We start from the raw sequence: 14,167 nt of genomic DNA, 5'->3' as shown, positions 1-14,167 counted from the left end.
GTGGGGCTCAAGGTTGAAGGGAGGAAAGACGCGCTCGCGCCGGACTGAGCATTTCGGCGCTCAAGCCATAAGCCGCAATGCGCTGCGGCAGCGGCAGGCCGCGCACCAGCGCAGCGCAGGCCTCGCCCATCGCGGCCGAGGTCTGGATGCCATAGCCGCCTTGCGCCGCCAGCCAGAAGAAACCGGCTGCCTGGGGGTCGAAACCGCCGACCAGGTCGCCGTCGGCAACGAACGAGCGCAGTCCGGCCCAGGTCCGCGTCGGCCGGCGGATGGTGAGGCTGGTCATCGCCTGAATGCGGTCTATGGCCAGCGCGATGTCGAGTTCCTCGGGCTGGATGTCCTGCGGCGCCACCGGGTCGGCATTGGCCGGTGAGCCCAGCAGCATGCCGGCATCGGGCTTGAAGTACCAGTCTTCCCCTATGCCTATGGTCAGCGGCCAGTGGGCGCTGGCCAGGCCGTCGGGCGGCGCGAAGATGAAGGCGGAACGCCGCCGCGGCTCCAGTCCGATACCTGGCAAGCCGGCCAGCGCCGCCACCACGTCGGCCCAGGCGCCGGCCGCGTTGATCACGACTGGCGCCTCGAAAGTGAGCCCGGCGGCCTGCACCCGCCAGCGGCCCGCCGCGTGCTGCAGCGCCGTTACTTCGGCATTGCAGACCAGGCTGCCGCCGGAGCGCCGCAGCCCGCGCAGGTAACCCTGGTGAATGGCATGCACGTCCATGTCGGCGGCGTCGGGCTCGAACACCGCACCCCGTACTTTCTCCGGCCGCAGCACCGGGACCCGGGCGCAGGCGGCGGCGCTGTCGAGCAGTTGCGCGCGTGGCGACATGCCGCGCAGAACCTCCCAGTGCTCCGCCAGCAGCGCCTCTTGTCCTTGCGTCGCCACCATCATGGCGCAGCGCGGCGCCAGCAGCGGATGCTCGCTGAAGCCCTCGGGCGGCTGTTCCATGAAAGCGCGGCTGGCCATGGTGAGCGCGCGCACCTGGGGTGTGCCGTAGCTCTCCATGAAGACCGCCGCCGAGCGTCCGGTCGAGTGGTAGCCCGGCTGCGACTCGCGCTCCAGCAGCGTCACGCGGCCGTGCGGTGCCAGCCAGTAGCCGATCGATGCGCCGGCGATGCCGCCGCCGATGATGAGAAAGTCAGTCTGTTCAGCCATTGCGTGGTGTTTTCAAAGGGGGTCGTCACAGTGCGCCAAGACCGCCGCACTGGTGTTCGGAAATTCGTGAACCTGAAACCAGTCTAGTATGAAATTTGCAGATACGCAAATTATATTTTTGCGTATCTGCAAATTATGTGGCTAAACTAGGGCCGCTGGAAATGTCAAATGGCCAATCTGAAAACCGTACCCAAGCTCAAACCTGACAAGGGGCCGCACACGCTGGATCGTGTGACCTTCGGCAAGCGCCTGCGCGCAACGCGCAAGCAACTGGGCCTGACGCTGGCCGAGGTGGCCCAGCGCTCGGGCGTTTCCATCACCACTATTTCACGCGCCGAGCGCGGACAGCTGGCCCTCAGTTACGAGAAGTTCTCGGCGCTCGGCGCTGCCCTGCAAATGGACATGGCGGCGATGTTCTCCCAGGCCGACGCCAAGGTCGCTCGACTCGATCGGCCGGTGGTCACGCGCGCCGGTGCCGGTGTGCTGTACCAGGGGCAGGCGGTCTCTTATGAGTTTCTCGGCACCAGCGCGCTGGGCAAGCAGATGAGTCCCATTTTGGGGACCGTGCATGCGCGCCGCATCAATGGGCCGCAGGACTTTGCACGCCACGAGGGCGAGGAGTTTGTCCACATCCTGAGCGGTGCGGTCGAGGTGTATTTCGAGGACGGCTCCATGTTGCGGCTGGCGCGCGGCGACTCGATCTACTTCGACAGCCGCATCGGCCATGCCTATATCAGCGTCAGCCGCCGCTTGTCCAGAGTCGTGGGTGCCTGTACCAGCGAGAGCAGTTTCACCAGGTTGGCACGCGAGAACGCGACACGGGATGCCGCTGCTGCTGCTGCCGTCAGGCCGAAGAAATCACGTCCGTAGCCGCCGGCTGGTTGAGGCCCCAATCCCTAGGCCGCTGTCAATTCAAAAGGAGATCAAGTGAACCAGACTATCGACTACTACTTCGCCCCGCAAAGCCCGTGGACTTATCTGGGTCATGAGCGTTTCGCGGCACTGGCGCAGGCGGCGCGGGCCACGGTTCGCGTGCGGCCGGTGGACTTCGGCAAGGTGTTTGCCGTATCCGGCGGGCTGCCCTTGTCCAAACGCGCCCCGCAACGCCAGGCCTACCGCTTGCAGGAACTGGCCCGCTTTCGTGATTTTCTGAAACTGCCGCTGAATCTGCAGCCACGCTATTTCCCGGTGGCCGGGGATGACGCGGCGCGCCTGATCCTTGCGGTCGATCTGCAGGACGGCGCGTCGGCCGCGCTGCGCTTGAGCGGCGCGGTGTTGGCGGCGGTCTGGGTGCAGCAGCGCGATATTGCCAGTGCCCAAACGCTGGCACAACTGTTAAGTGAAAGCGGTCTGCCGGCGGATCGGCTGGCGCAATCGCGCAGCCAGACGGTGCAACAGGAATATGACGCATACACCCAGGCGGCGATTGACGCGGCTGTTTTTGGTGCCCCCAGTTATTGCATTGACGGTGAAATTTTCTGGGGTCAGGACCGGCTTGACTTCGTGCAACGCAAACTGGCAGCAACGTGAGCCATATAGGATAAGGATAAGAACTGCACTACAGCACTTTGCTTAGAAATTTGCGGGTGCGCTCTTCCTTCGGCTGCTCAAAAATGTCGGCCGGAGACCCTTCTTCGACCACCAGACCGTCGTCGATGAACAGCACACGATCCGCCACCTGGCGCGCAAACCCCATCTCGTGGGTGACGACGACCATGGTCATGCCTTCCTCGGCCAGCGTCTGCATGACGTCCAGCACCTCGCCGACCAGTTCCGGGTCGAGCGCCGAGGTGGGCTCGTCGAACAGCATGATGCGCGGCTGCATGGCAAGCGCCCGGGCGATGGCCACCCGTTGCTGCTGACCGCCCGACAACTGGTTCGGGTAGGCGTCAATCTTGTCGAGCAGCCCGACCTTGGTCAGCAATTCATGGGCACGGCCGCGCGCTTGCGCGGAGCTTAATCCGCGCACCTTGGTCGGCGCCAGCGTGATATTTTCCAGCACGGTCTTGTGCGGGAACAGGTTGAAACGCTGAAACACCATGCCGATCTCGGAGCGCAGCGCGTCGACGTCGGTGCGGGCTTCGTGCACCGAAACACCACTGACCAGGACCTGCCCGCCGGAAGCCTCTTCCAGCCCGTTCAGGCAGCGCAGAAAAGTACTCTTTCCCGAGCCGGATGGCCCGATGACGCAGACCACTTCCGATGCCTGGATGACGCAGTCGATGCCGCGCAACACCTGAAGATGACCAAACTGCTTGGTCAAGCCCTCAACGCGAATCACCTCGTCCATAGCGCGCCTCCAACCTGTTGACAGCGTAGGCCAGACCCAGCGTCAGCAGCCAGTACATCAGTGAAATCGTGAGATAGGGTTCCCAGTAGCGCGAGTAGGCACCGGCCACCGTGCGTGCGGCGTAGGCCAGTTCCGCCAGGCCAATGGCTGAAATCAGCGACGAGTCCTTGAGCAGGGAAATGGCGTTGTTGCCCAGGGGTGGCAGCATTCTGCGAAACGCCTGCGGCAGCACCACGTGGTACATGGTGCGCGGGAACGACAGGCCCAGCGAACGCGCGGCTTCCGCCTGGCCACGGTCGATCGACTGGATGCCGGCGCGGAAGATCTCCGAAATATAGGCGCCGGAGTTGAGCGTCAGGGCCGCTACGCCGGACATGAAGGCGCCGTAGTTCTGCTTCAGGTGGCGCGCGCTCTCGCCGGAAATCAGCAGGCCGTCGGCCGGGTTGATGAACAGCGGCAACACCGCGAAGTGAATCAGCAGAATCTGCACGAACAAGGGCGTGCCGCGGAAGAAGCTGACATAGACCGTGGCCGGCCAGCGCAAGGCGTACTGGCACAACTGCCGGGCCGGCGCGTGACGGGCTTGCGCCAGCCGCGCCATGCCGATCGCCAGGCCCAGCGCCGTGCCCTGCACGATGCACAGCAGCGTGACCAGGATGGTCATCTGCAGGCCGCGCCAGAACAGCGCGGCGTACTCGGCAATGATGTCGGCGCGGAACCAGCCGAACCAGAGCACCTGCTCCATCGAGGCAGCCCTGTTCAGCGATTATTGGGCCGGCAATACCGGTGCCTCGGCCAGGAACCATTTTTTGTAGATCTGCGCGTAGCTGCCGTCGGCCTTGATGGCGCTCAGGCCGCTATTGAGCTTGGCCAGCAGCGCCTTGTTGCCCTGCTTGACGACGATGCCGAAGTACTCCTTGGGAAAGCTCGGATCGTTCACGGTCTTGAGCTGTTTGTGCTCCTGTACCCGAAAGGCGATCACGCCGTTGTCGCCGATGGCCGCATCGACACCGCTGTTGGCCAGTTCCGAAATGATCACCGGGGTGCTTTCAAAGCGGCGAATATCGGGGTTGGTCTTGCCGAATTCACGCGAGGCGGTGTCGTCGGCGGTGCTGCCGGTGACGACGCCAATCTTCTTGCCGGCCAGATCTTTCAAGCTCTTGACGTTGCTGTCCTTGTGAACCGCGATCAGCTGGCGCGCCTCGAAGTAGGGCATGGTGAAGTCGTACGACTGCTTGCGTTTGTCGTTGATGGTGACACCGGAAATGACAAGGTCCACGTCGCCGTTGTTGAGGGCCGCGAAGATGCCGGTCCAGGGCGTGTTGACGATCTTGATTTGCAGGCCGGCTTTCTGCGCCACCGCCTTGATGATGTCGACGTCGTAGCCGACGATCTCCTTGCTGGGGCTTTCATAGGCAAAGGGGCGGTAGGTGGCGCTGGAGCCGACCACCAGCTCCTTGTTCTGCGCATTGACGCTGCCCAGCGCGAGGGTGAACAGGCCGATCGAAGCCACGATTTTTGGCAGAAGGTTCATTGCTGTATCCAGAGGGTTAGGAAAAATAGCGGAGCGCCCCACGCGCACAGGCTCGCGTAACGCGGACAGGGACAAAGATTAACACGTGCCAGGCCCTTGACCCGGTTAGCGCGCCGAGCGTTCCAGGTAGCGTTTGCGTGAAAAGATGAGCACCAGGGTGACTGCAATCAGCAGCATGGCGCCCATGGCAAACCAGAAGCCATTGGACTGGTGCAAAAAGGGAATGAACTCAAAGTTCATGCCAAAAATCCCGGCGATCAGGTTCAGGGGCAGAAAAATGGCGGTCAACACGGTCAGCGTGCGCATGATCTCGTTGGTGCGGTGACTTTGGGCGTTGAAGTGCATTTGAACGGCGGTTTCGGCACTTTGCTCCAGACGCCGCACGTGGTGCACCACGCGCTCGATGTGTTCCAGCACATCGCGGCTGCGCACTTGCAGCAGGTCGCGCTCGCGCTGGCTGGCGGGCGTGCTGGCGTCGGGCCAGGTCTTGAGGGCTTCGATCCAGTCTTGCACGGCAGCGTGCTGGTCCTCGCAGATCTCGTCCAGATGGTGCAGCGACAAGCGCGCTTCCAGCAGGGAAGCCCAGTTGTTGAAACGGGTCCTGGGGTTTAGCAACTCAGTTTGCCAGTGTTCAAGCTGGTGGCTGAGCTCGCGCCGCAACTCCAGGTAGCCGTCCACCATCTGGTTGACGATGCGCAGCATCAGGTCGGCCGGACCGCTGGGCAGGCGGGCACCGGCAGCATGCGACTCGGCCGAGGCGGAATTCAGCAACTTGGCGGCGTAGGCGTCGCGCACCGCGCAATCGGTCGGGTGAACTGTCAGCAGGATCTGGTCAAACACGGCAAAGCCGACCGGGCTGGTGTCTATGCGGCGCAGGATCGGCGGGCCACCACGCGCCGGCAGGCGGCTCAGGGGCAGTCCGGCTTCGGCGGGGTGGGTCTGCGCGCTGCCGGCGGCCAGGCGGCGGAACACCAGCAGGTCATACTGCGAGGTGTAGTCATAGCGCGAGGGCAACTGCTGGTTCAGCAGGTCGGAGATATGCAGATCGACCAGTTGCATGCCACACAGGGACTGTAATGCGGCCTGGATTTGCGCCTGCATGAGCGCGAACTCCGGACGTGTGCAAGCGATCCACAGGTAGCCATGTTCCGGCAGGTGCTCACTGACAGGAGGCGTCAGGCGATCGGTTTCCGCGACGCTGCCGTCCTTGATGGTGAAAATTCGCATGCCGTCCCGGGTACCGGATAAAGTGACCAATCGGACCGTGGCAAGCGCTGATTTGGCACCGGCAAGTGCTATTTTTTCAGCAAGCGGGCGGCATCCCTGGCAAAGTAGGTGAGCACGCCATCGGCCCCGGCACGTTTGAAAGCCAGCAGGCTTTCCAGCATCACCGCGTCGTGGTCCAGCCAGCCGTTCTGGGCAGCGGCCTTGAGCATGGCGTACTCGCCGCTGACCTGGTAGGCAAAAGTGGGTACCTTGAACTCATCCTTGACGCGGCGTACCACATCGAGGTAAGGCATGCCCGGTTTGACCATCACCATGTCGGCACCCTCGGCAATGTCCATGGCGACTTCGCGCAGGGCTTCATCCGAGTTGCCGGGGTCCATCTGGTAGACCTTCTTGTTGCTTTTGCCCAGGTTCGCCGCCGAGCCGACCGCGTCACGGAACGGCCCATAAAAGGCGCTGGCGTACTTGGCGCTGTAGGCCATGATGCGGGTGTGAATGAAATGATTGGCCTCCAGCGCCTGCCGAATGGCACCGATGCGACCGTCCATCATGTCGCTGGGGGCGACAATATCGACACCTGCGCCGGCTTGAGTGAGCGCCTGCTTCACGAGTATGGCAACCGTTTCATCGTTCATGATGTAGCCATCGGCCGCCGGATTCGGGTCGGGCAGGCCATCCTGCCCATGGCTGGTGAACGGGTCCAGCGCCACGTCGGTCATGACCCCCAGCTCAGGAAATTCCTTTTTCAAGGCCCGCACCACCCGGGGTACCAAGCCATCCGGGTTCAGGGCTTCGCGGCCATCCGGCGTTTTCAGCGCCGGATCGATCACCGGGAACAAGGCCATGACGGGAATGCCCAGCTTGACGCAGTCTTCGGCTACGGGTAACAGCAGGTCCAGGCTCAGGCGTTCCACCCCCGGCATCGACCCGACCGCCTCCCGCTGCTTGTTGCCATCAAGCACAAAAACCGGGTAGATCAGGTCGTTCGGGGTGAGCGCGTTTTCACGCACCAGATTGCGCGTGAAGGTGTCGCGCCGCAGTCGGCGCGGCCGACCGAGGGGAAAGGGGGCATGAGGTGTCATGGGTCAAATTGTGCCTGAATTTTGTGCGGCCAAGCAAATCCTGATTCTGAACAATAGCCCCGGCGCTGGGCCGGCCAACCAGCGGGCGCGGGTTGGCGCCGGGCACCGCCTGCTTGCCAATTTGTAAAGGATGCCGATATTTCTGACTTCCTCTTGTCATGAATCGAAATATTTGGTACATTGCGCTCCGGGTAGCTTGCTACCTCCCGCTTTTCCTCCCTGAGCGGGGCCTTGATGTGTGACAGCAAATAGGCTTACCACCCCAGCCCTCGTGCTGGGGTTTTTTTTGCCCTAAACTGCGCCCCATGCGCTGGACCCAGTTACTTGGCCTTGTTGTTGTCATCACCGGCTTGCCGCGTTTTACCGCCGCCAGGGCACTTGTGGCGTTGGGCCTGACGGAATACGAGTCGGTCCGTTCCTGAGCCTTCCAATGCACCGAACTTCGGCCCGGCCCCTCGCGCTGATCTACGCCGGGCTCATTTTTTACGCCAGTCTGTACCCTTTTTCCGGCTGGCGCTACCAAGGTATCGTGCCGTGGGCATTTTTGAGCAGCCCGCTACCCAAATACTGGACCGGTTTCGATGTGGCAGTCAATGTGCTTGGTTATATGCCACTCGGGTTTTTGCTGGTGCTCAGTGCCCTGCGTAGCCAAAGGACACAGCATGCGGTAGTGCTGGCGACGTTGCTGGCGAGCGCCTTGTCGGCGACGATGGAATCGCTGCAAAGCTATTTGCCGGCGCGTGTCGCGTCCAACGTGGACCTGGGGCTCAACCTGGTCGGTGCCTGGTTGGGCGCCATGCTGGCATGGCGGCTGGAAAAACTGGGGGCTCTTGACCGCTGGAGCCGCTTCAGAGCCCGCTGGTTTGTAGCGGATGCCCGGGGTGGTCTGGTGTTGTTGGCAGTGTGGCCGCTGGCCTTGCTGTTCCCGGCCGCCGTGCCGTTCGGGCTCGGGCAGGTACTGGAGCGGCTCGAAGCGGCGCTGGCGGGTGTGCTGCACGACACGCCGTTCCTGGATTGGCTGCCGGTGCGGGATATTGAGTTGCAACCCCTGGTCCCCGGCGTGGAATTGGTTTGCGTGGCGCTGGGACTGCTGATCCCCTGTCTGTTGGGTTATTGCATCATTCGCACTATCGCGCGGCGCACCCTGTTCCTGCTGCTGGTGTTCTCTTGCGGGGTGGCGGTGACGGCGCTTTCGGCGGCTTTGAGCTATGGTCCGGGGCACGCGTGGGCTTGGTTGAGCTTGCCGGTCGAGGTCGGACTGGTGATTGCTCTGGTGCTTGGAATCCTGTTGTTATGGGTGCCGCGACGCATCAGTGCGGCCCTGGTGTTGCTGGCGTTGGGAATCTACCTCAGTTTGTTGAACCAGGCGCCGACGAGTTCCTATTTCGCGCAGACTTTGTCGACTTGGGAGCAGGGACGCTTTATCCGCTTTCATGGACTGGCGCAGTGGCTGGGGTGGCTGTGGCCTTATGCGGTCTTGGTGTATGCGCTGACCCAGGTCGGGGGGCGCGAGCCAAAAAACTAGAATCTGGCAATGACTGAAATAAAAAGTGACGCCGAAGTTGGCAATGGCACGGACTCCGCGTCGACGGCTTCCTATTACCGGCGGCATATCTTTTTTTGCCTGAATGAGCGCAAGATGGGGGAGGAGTGCTGTTTCGGCCATGCTGCGCAAGAAGGCTTTGACCGGTGCAAGGTCCAGATCAAGGCGGCAGGCCTGTCCGGACCGGGTCGGGTCCGGGTCAACAAAGCGGGTTGCCTGGACCGCTGTGCCGCCGGTCCGGTGGCCGTGATTTATCCGGAGGCAGTCTGGTATACCTACGTGGACAACCATGACATCGATGAAATCGTCGAGTCGCACCTGAAAAATGGCAAGGTGGTGGAGCGCCTGCTGATACCTGCGACCCTGGGCCGTTAGGCATTTTTGACTTTGGGTCGCGTCAAACGGGCGGAATCGGCTTTTTATATTCCCTGCAATTCATTCATTTACAGCCAGTTGCCATGCGCACAGGCTTGCTGCCCCATGAAAAATTTTCTTTTGATGATTGCCGCCGCGGTGTCTTTCTCGGTCGCCGCGCAAATGCCGCAACAGCCTGAAATTGCGGCGCGATCCTACCTGTTGCTGGATGTGACAGCGAACCAGATATTGGCGGAAAAAGACATTGATGTCCCGGTGGAGCCCGCTTCGCTGACCAAATTAATGACGGAATATCTGGTTTTTGATGCCTTGCGCAGCAAGAAAATCGACCTGAAGCAGACCTTCCCGGTCAGCGAGCGTGCCTGGAAAATGCCCGGTTCACGCATGTTCATCGATCCCAAGATGATGGTGCCGGTGGAAGACCTCCTCAAAGGCATGATCGTGCAAAGCGGCAACGATGCCACCATGGCGCTGGCCGAGGGGGTAGGTGGCAGCGCCGAGCGCTTTGTGCAACTGATGAATGAGCAGGCCAAGGCGTTGGGGATGAAGTCCACCAGCTACAAGAATCCGGAAGGCTTGACCGAGGCCGGTCATACCACCACGGCACGCGATCTCAGTCTGCTGGCTGCCAGGCTGATGCGCGATTTTCCGGAGTATGTTGTTTACTCCGCCATCAAGAAATACCGCTACCCCGGAACGCCTGCGGCCAACGACAGCAACCGCAACCTGTTGCTGTTTCGTGACCCATCGGTGGATGGCTTGAAGACCGGGCACACCGAGGCGGCGGGTTATTGCCTGGTTGCCACCGCCAAGCGCGACTTCGCCAGTCTGGGGGTGCCGGGCGCCGCCGCTGGTTCGCCGGGTGCTACCGGAAGTCGCCGCCTGCTGTCCGTTGTGCTGGGTGCGGCCAGTGAGAATGGTCGTGCCAACGAATCGCAAAAACTGCTGAACTGGGGTTACACCGCCTTTGAAGCGGTCAAGTTGTTTGACGCCAATCAAATTGTGGCGTCGCCGGCGATCTGGAAAGGCAAGGAGGCGACGGTCAAGCTGGGTCGCCCCCAGGCGATCGTGGTGGCGGTCCCTGTCGGCACCGCCGGCAAGCTCAAAACCCAGGTGGCTCGCCCCGAACCCTTGGTGGCGCCATTTGCCAAAGGTCAGCAGGTGGCGACCTTGAAGATCAGTAACGGGGAGCAAGCCCTGGTCGATGTACCCCTGGTTGCTCTGGATGCGGTTGAGCAGGCCGGCGTACTGGGCCGCGCCTGGGACGCCGTACGTCTGTGGATCAAGTAAGCCGGGGTTCCGGAATTTGATCGCAGCCAATGCGGGTTGCATAAACCGCAAAACGGCATTGCGGTAAAACCCTTGACCTGATATGATTGAAGGCTTTTCGGAATTTCCGAAGGCTTACACGTTTTCGAAGTGTTCGAGTTTTTTAGTTACCAAACGTTTAGGGACGTTTTTAATGCCAACCATCAATCAGCTAGTACGTCAGGGGCGCGAGGTCGAAACGATCAAGTCCAAAAGCCCTGCGATGCAAAACTCTCCGCAGCGTCGCGGTGTGTGCACGCGTGTGTACACCACGACGCCCAAAAAGCCCAATTCCGCCCTGCGTAAAGTCGCCAAAGTGCGCTTGACCAACGGATTTGAAGTCATTTCCTACATTGGCGGTGAAGGCCACAACCTGCAGGAGCACTCGGTGGTGCTGGTGCGCGGTGGTCGCGTCAAGGATCTGCCGGGTGTGCGTTACCACATCGTGCGCGGTTCGCTCGATTTGCAAGGCGTGAAAGACCGCAAGCAGTCGCGTTCCAAGTACGGCGCCAAGAAGCCGAAGGCCAAATAAGCCAACGCTTGATCAAGAACAAAGGTGTTGTTTCTCCGCGTGGCGCGGTGATGCAACGTAGTGACCCGCTGTTGGGTCGAGTAAGTGAAAACCAGGATGGTTTTCGCGGCATCTGATGAAGATGTCAACTGAAGCAAAGAGGTGAAGAAATGCCACGTCGTCGCGAAGTCCCTAAACGTGAAATCCTGCCGGATCCCAAATTCGGCAATGTAGAACTGTCCAAATTCATGAACGTGATCATGGAAGGCGGAAAAAAAGCGGTTGCCGAGCGCATCATCTATGGTGCTCTTGAGCAGATCGAGAAGAAGAATCCTGGCAAAGACCCGGTTGAAGCCTTCACCATGGCCATCAACAACGTCAAACCCATGGTCGAGGTGAAGTCCCGCCGTGTCGGCGGTGCCAACTATCAGGTGCCGGTCGAAGTGCGTCCGGTGCGTCGTCTGGCCTTGTCCATGCGCTGGATCAAGGAAGCTGCCCGCAAACGTGGCGAAAAGTCCATGGCCCTGCGTCTGGCCAACGAACTGATGGAGGCCACCGAAGGTCGTGGCGGCGCCATGAAGAAGCGGGACGAAGTTCACCGTATGGCAGAGGCCAACAAGGCCTTCTCCCATTTCCGCTTTTAAGCGGTTACTGCGCAAAGTTTATGCGTTGTTGCGCCGTCTTGCCGTGCTCCTGGCACTGTCTGCGGCGACGCGCCTAGCCTAAACATTGCTCGCGGCACCGGGGAGATCATGAGTCTTCACGGGGTCGCCAAGTTTGATTTATTTAAAGAGCAACCAAGGATCCATCATGGCTCGCCATACCCCCATTGAGCGCTACCGCAACATCGGTATTTCGGCTCATATCGATGCCGGTAAAACCACTGCTACCGAGCGTATTCTTTTTTATACCGGCGTGAACCACAAAATTGGTGAAGTGCACGACGGCGCTGCCACCATGGACTGGATGGAGCAGGAGCAGGAGCGGGGTATCACGATCACCTCGGCTGCCACCACCTGTTTCTGGAAGGGTATGGAAAACAACTTCACGGAACACCGGATCAACATCATTGACACTCCCGGCCACGTGGACTTCACCATCGAGGTCGAGCGTTCCATGCGCGTGCTGGACGGTGCCTGCATGGTTTACTGCGCCGTCGGTGGCGTGCAGCCGCAGTCCGAGACCGTTTGGCGGCAGGCCAACAAGTACAAGGTGCCGCGTCTGGCCTTCGTCAACAAGATGGACCGTACCGGTGCCAACTTTTTCAAGGTCTACGACCAGATGAAGCTGCGCCTCAAGGCCAACCCGGTGCCGATTGTGATTCCGATCGGCGCCGAGGAGAACTTTGTCGGTGTGGTCGACTTGATCAAGATGAAAGCCATCATCTGGGACGAGGCGTCGCAAGGCATGAAGTTTGAATACAAGGAAATTCCCGCCAACCTGCTTGAGCAGGCCAAGGAGTGGCGCGAAAAATTGGTTGAATCTGCCGCTGAAGCGTCCGAGGAATTCATGAACAAGTACCTCGAAGAGGGTGACTTGACGGACGACGAAATCAAGTTGGGCATTCGTACCCGTACCATTGCGTCCGAAATCCAGCCCATGCTGTGTGGCACGGCGTTCAAGAACAAGGGCGTGCAGCGCATGCTGGACGCGGTGATCGAGTTCATGCCGTCGCCGGTTGACATCCCCCCGGTGAAAGGCACCGACGACGACGAGGTGCCCGTTACCCGTCGGGCCGACGACGGCGAGAAATTTTCGGCGCTGGCTTTCAAGTTGATGACCGATCCGTTTGTCGGGCAGTTGACTTTTGTGCGGGTTTATTCCGGCGTGTTGACCAAGGGCGACACCGTCTACAACCCGATCCGTGGCAAGAAAGAACGCATCGGCCGGATTGTGCAGATGCACGCCAACAAGCGCGAAGAAGTGAGCGAAATCGTCGCTGGTGACATTGCTGCCTGCATTGGTTTGAAAGATGTCACGACCGGCGAAACCCTGTGCGATCCGGCAGCCATCATCATGCTTGAGCGCATGGTGTTTCCGGAGCCGGTGATTACGCAGGCGGTTGAACCGAAGACCAAGGCCGATCAGGAAAAGATGGGCATCGCGCTGCAGCGGCTGGCGCAGGAAGATCCGTCTTTCCGTGTCAAGACGGATGAAGAATCGGGTCAGACCCTGATCGCCGGCATGGGTGAGTTGCACCTCGAAATTATTGTCGATCGCATGAAGCGTGAATTTGGCGTTGACGCCAACGTCGGCAAGCCGCAAGTGGCGTACCGCGAGACCATTCGCAAGACAGTGGAAGACAGCGAAGGTAAATTTGTGCGCCAGTCGGGCGGCAAGGGTCAATACGGGCATGTGGTGCTCAAGATTGAACCGAATCCGGCCGGCAAGGGGATTGAGTTCGTTGACGCCATCAAGGGTGGCGTGGTTCCTCGTGAGTACATCCCTGCGGTCGAAAAAGGCATTCATGAGGCGGTGACTTCCGGCGTGTTGGCTGGTTACCCGGTGGTGGACGTCAAAGTCACTCTGCATTTCGGCTCCTACCACGATGTCGACTCGAATGAGAACGCCTTCAAGATGGCGGCCATCTTTGGTTTCAAGGAAGGTTGCCGCAAAGCCGGCCCGGTGATTCTGGAGCCGATGATGGCGGTGGAAGTTGAAACGCCGGAGGATTACGCCGGTAACGTGATGGGCGATTTGTCGTCACGTCGCGGCATGGTGCAGGGCATGGAAGACATGGTTGGTGGCGGCAAGGCCATCAAGGCGGAAGTTCCGTTGTCGGAAATGTTCGGCTATTCGACGACACTGCGTTCCATGTCACAAGGTCGCGCGACCTACACCATGGAATTCAAGCATTACACGGAAGCGCCGCGTAATGTGTCCGAGGCCATCATGGCGGCAAGGGCGAAGTAAATTCAAGCTGTCTGCGACGGTGTGCCGCCCTGTTCCCGTGCGGGGCGATTCAGCAACACCGTGCAAACATTAAACCTGTACACGGGAATTTGCTCTTTGGAGAACTGAAAATGGGAAAAGAAAAATTCACGCGTACCAAGCCCCACGTCAATGTGGGCACGATTGGGCACGTTGACCACGGCAAGACCACCTTGACGGCGGCCATCACCAGCGTGATGGCGGCCAAGTTCG

15 protein-coding genes are annotated in these 14,167 nt (G+C 60.5%); 9 read left to right on the top strand and 6 right to left on the bottom strand.

All coding sequences use genetic code 11. The features are described from left to right. Positions 1–7 precede the first annotated feature (7 nt). Positions 8–1,153 (bottom strand): FAD-dependent oxidoreductase, encoded by a 1,146-nt coding sequence (locus PHS32_RS19465; protein WP_301080773.1) that lies wholly within the window; start codon positions 1,151–1,153, stop codon positions 8–10. Positions 1,154–1,321: 168 nt separating this feature from the next. On the opposite strand from PHS32_RS19465, the gene PHS32_RS19460 reads away from it, so the two are divergent. Both PHS32_RS19460 and PHS32_RS19455 read left to right on the top strand, forming a co-directional pair. Further along, a complete protein-coding gene (locus tag PHS32_RS19460) occupies positions 1,322–2,023 on the top strand; it encodes an XRE family transcriptional regulator (protein ID WP_301080772.1) in 702 nt (233 codons plus the stop codon). Between the two features lie 57 nt (positions 2,024–2,080). Beyond that, on the top strand, positions 2,081–2,683 hold the full coding sequence (locus PHS32_RS19455) for a 2-hydroxychromene-2-carboxylate isomerase (RefSeq protein WP_301080771.1): 603 nt from the start codon (positions 2,081–2,083) through the stop codon (positions 2,681–2,683). A gap of 28 nt (positions 2,684–2,711) precedes the next feature. Here the strand turns inward: PHS32_RS19455 and PHS32_RS19450 are convergent, their stop codons facing one another. From PHS32_RS19450 to hemB, 5 genes are all read right to left on the bottom strand, one after another. Beyond that, positions 2,712–3,434: an amino acid ABC transporter ATP-binding protein gene (locus PHS32_RS19450; RefSeq protein WP_301080797.1), complete on the bottom strand. Its 723-nt coding sequence runs from the start codon at positions 3,432–3,434 to the stop codon at positions 2,712–2,714. Further along, positions 3,421–4,188, bottom strand: coding sequence for an amino acid ABC transporter permease (locus PHS32_RS19445; protein WP_301080770.1), 768 nt, complete (start codon positions 4,186–4,188; stop codon positions 3,421–3,423). Before PHS32_RS19445 ends, PHS32_RS19450 begins: the two co-directional genes overlap by 14 nt. A 21-nt stretch (positions 4,189–4,209) precedes the next feature. Beyond that, positions 4,210–4,977, bottom strand: coding sequence for a basic amino acid ABC transporter substrate-binding protein (locus PHS32_RS19440; RefSeq protein ID WP_301080769.1), 768 nt, complete (start codon positions 4,975–4,977; stop codon positions 4,210–4,212). 105 nt (positions 4,978–5,082) lie between these two features. Further along, positions 5,083–6,204, bottom strand: a complete 1,122-nt coding sequence (locus PHS32_RS19435; RefSeq protein WP_301080768.1) for a magnesium transporter CorA family protein — start codon at positions 6,202–6,204, stop codon at positions 5,083–5,085. A 68-nt stretch (positions 6,205–6,272) separates the two neighbouring features. Beyond that, positions 6,273–7,286 (bottom strand): porphobilinogen synthase, encoded by a 1,014-nt coding sequence (gene hemB / locus PHS32_RS19430; protein WP_301080767.1) that lies wholly within the window; start codon positions 7,284–7,286, stop codon positions 6,273–6,275. Between the two features lie 430 nt (positions 7,287–7,716). Here hemB and PHS32_RS19425 point away from each other — a divergent pair, with 430 nt between their 5' ends. The 7 genes from PHS32_RS19425 to PHS32_RS19395 all read left to right on the top strand — a co-directional run. After that, positions 7,717–8,811 (top strand): VanZ family protein, encoded by a 1,095-nt coding sequence (locus tag PHS32_RS19425; RefSeq protein ID WP_301080766.1) that lies wholly within the window; start codon positions 7,717–7,719, stop codon positions 8,809–8,811. A 9-nt stretch (positions 8,812–8,820) separates the two neighbouring features. After that, positions 8,821–9,204 (top strand): (2Fe-2S) ferredoxin domain-containing protein, encoded by a 384-nt coding sequence (locus tag PHS32_RS19420; protein WP_301080765.1) that lies wholly within the window; start codon positions 8,821–8,823, stop codon positions 9,202–9,204. Positions 9,205–9,309: 105 nt separating this feature from the next. After that, positions 9,310–10,494, top strand: a complete 1,185-nt coding sequence (locus tag PHS32_RS19415; RefSeq protein ID WP_301080764.1) for a D-alanyl-D-alanine carboxypeptidase family protein — start codon at positions 9,310–9,312, stop codon at positions 10,492–10,494. 172 nt (positions 10,495–10,666) lie between these two features. Then, the gene (gene rpsL / locus PHS32_RS19410; protein ID WP_011466063.1) at positions 10,667–11,044 is read left to right on the top strand and encodes a 30S ribosomal protein S12; all 378 of its coding nucleotides are present in this window, start codon (positions 10,667–10,669) and stop codon (positions 11,042–11,044) included. A gap of 149 nt (positions 11,045–11,193) precedes the next feature. Continuing rightward, entirely contained in the window at positions 11,194–11,667 is a 474-nt protein-coding gene (gene rpsG / locus PHS32_RS19405) for a 30S ribosomal protein S7 (protein WP_114968651.1), read from the top strand. Between the two features lie 166 nt (positions 11,668–11,833). Beyond that, a complete protein-coding gene (gene fusA, locus PHS32_RS19400) occupies positions 11,834–13,936 on the top strand; it encodes an elongation factor G (protein ID WP_301080762.1) in 2,103 nt (700 codons plus the stop codon). 110 nt (positions 13,937–14,046) lie between these two features. Next, the coding region (locus PHS32_RS19395; RefSeq protein WP_301079436.1) for a GTP-binding protein at positions 14,047–14,167 on the top strand (121 nt) is incomplete at its 3' end.

It is taken from the genome of Rhodoferax sp. (assembly GCF_028714215.1).
In the GTDB taxonomy this organism is placed as follows: domain Bacteria; phylum Pseudomonadota; class Gammaproteobacteria; order Burkholderiales; family Burkholderiaceae_C; genus Rhodoferax.
This window is presented reverse-complemented; position numbering and strand designations above follow the sequence as displayed.

Bases quoted from the DNA above. Each gene is read 5' to 3' on its own strand.
- PHS32_RS19435 (WP_301080768.1), bottom strand. From the start codon at position 6,204: ATGCGAATTTTCACCATCAAGGACGGCAGCGTCGCGGAAACCGATCGC.
- hemB (WP_301080767.1), bottom strand. From the start codon at position 7,286: ATGACACCTCATGCCCCCTTTCCCCTCGGTCGGCCGCGCCGACTGCGG.
- rpsL (WP_011466063.1), top strand. From the start codon at position 10,667: ATGCCAACCATCAATCAGCTAGTACGTCAGGGGCGCGAGGTCGAAACG.
- PHS32_RS19465 (WP_301080773.1), bottom strand. From the start codon at position 1,153: ATGGCTGAACAGACTGACTTTCTCATCATCGGCGGCGGCATCGCCGGC.
- PHS32_RS19460 (WP_301080772.1), top strand. From the start codon at position 1,322: ATGGCCAATCTGAAAACCGTACCCAAGCTCAAACCTGACAAGGGGCCG.
- PHS32_RS19445 (WP_301080770.1), bottom strand. From the start codon at position 4,188: ATGGAGCAGGTGCTCTGGTTCGGCTGGTTCCGCGCCGACATCATTGCC.
- PHS32_RS19425 (WP_301080766.1), top strand. From the start codon at position 7,717: ATGCACCGAACTTCGGCCCGGCCCCTCGCGCTGATCTACGCCGGGCTC.
- fusA (WP_301080762.1), top strand. From the start codon at position 11,834: ATGGCTCGCCATACCCCCATTGAGCGCTACCGCAACATCGGTATTTCG.
- PHS32_RS19420 (WP_301080765.1), top strand. From the start codon at position 8,821: ATGACTGAAATAAAAAGTGACGCCGAAGTTGGCAATGGCACGGACTCC.
- rpsG (WP_114968651.1), top strand. From the start codon at position 11,194: ATGCCACGTCGTCGCGAAGTCCCTAAACGTGAAATCCTGCCGGATCCC.
- PHS32_RS19415 (WP_301080764.1), top strand. From the start codon at position 9,310: ATGAAAAATTTTCTTTTGATGATTGCCGCCGCGGTGTCTTTCTCGGTC.
- PHS32_RS19440 (WP_301080769.1), bottom strand. From the start codon at position 4,977: ATGAACCTTCTGCCAAAAATCGTGGCTTCGATCGGCCTGTTCACCCTC.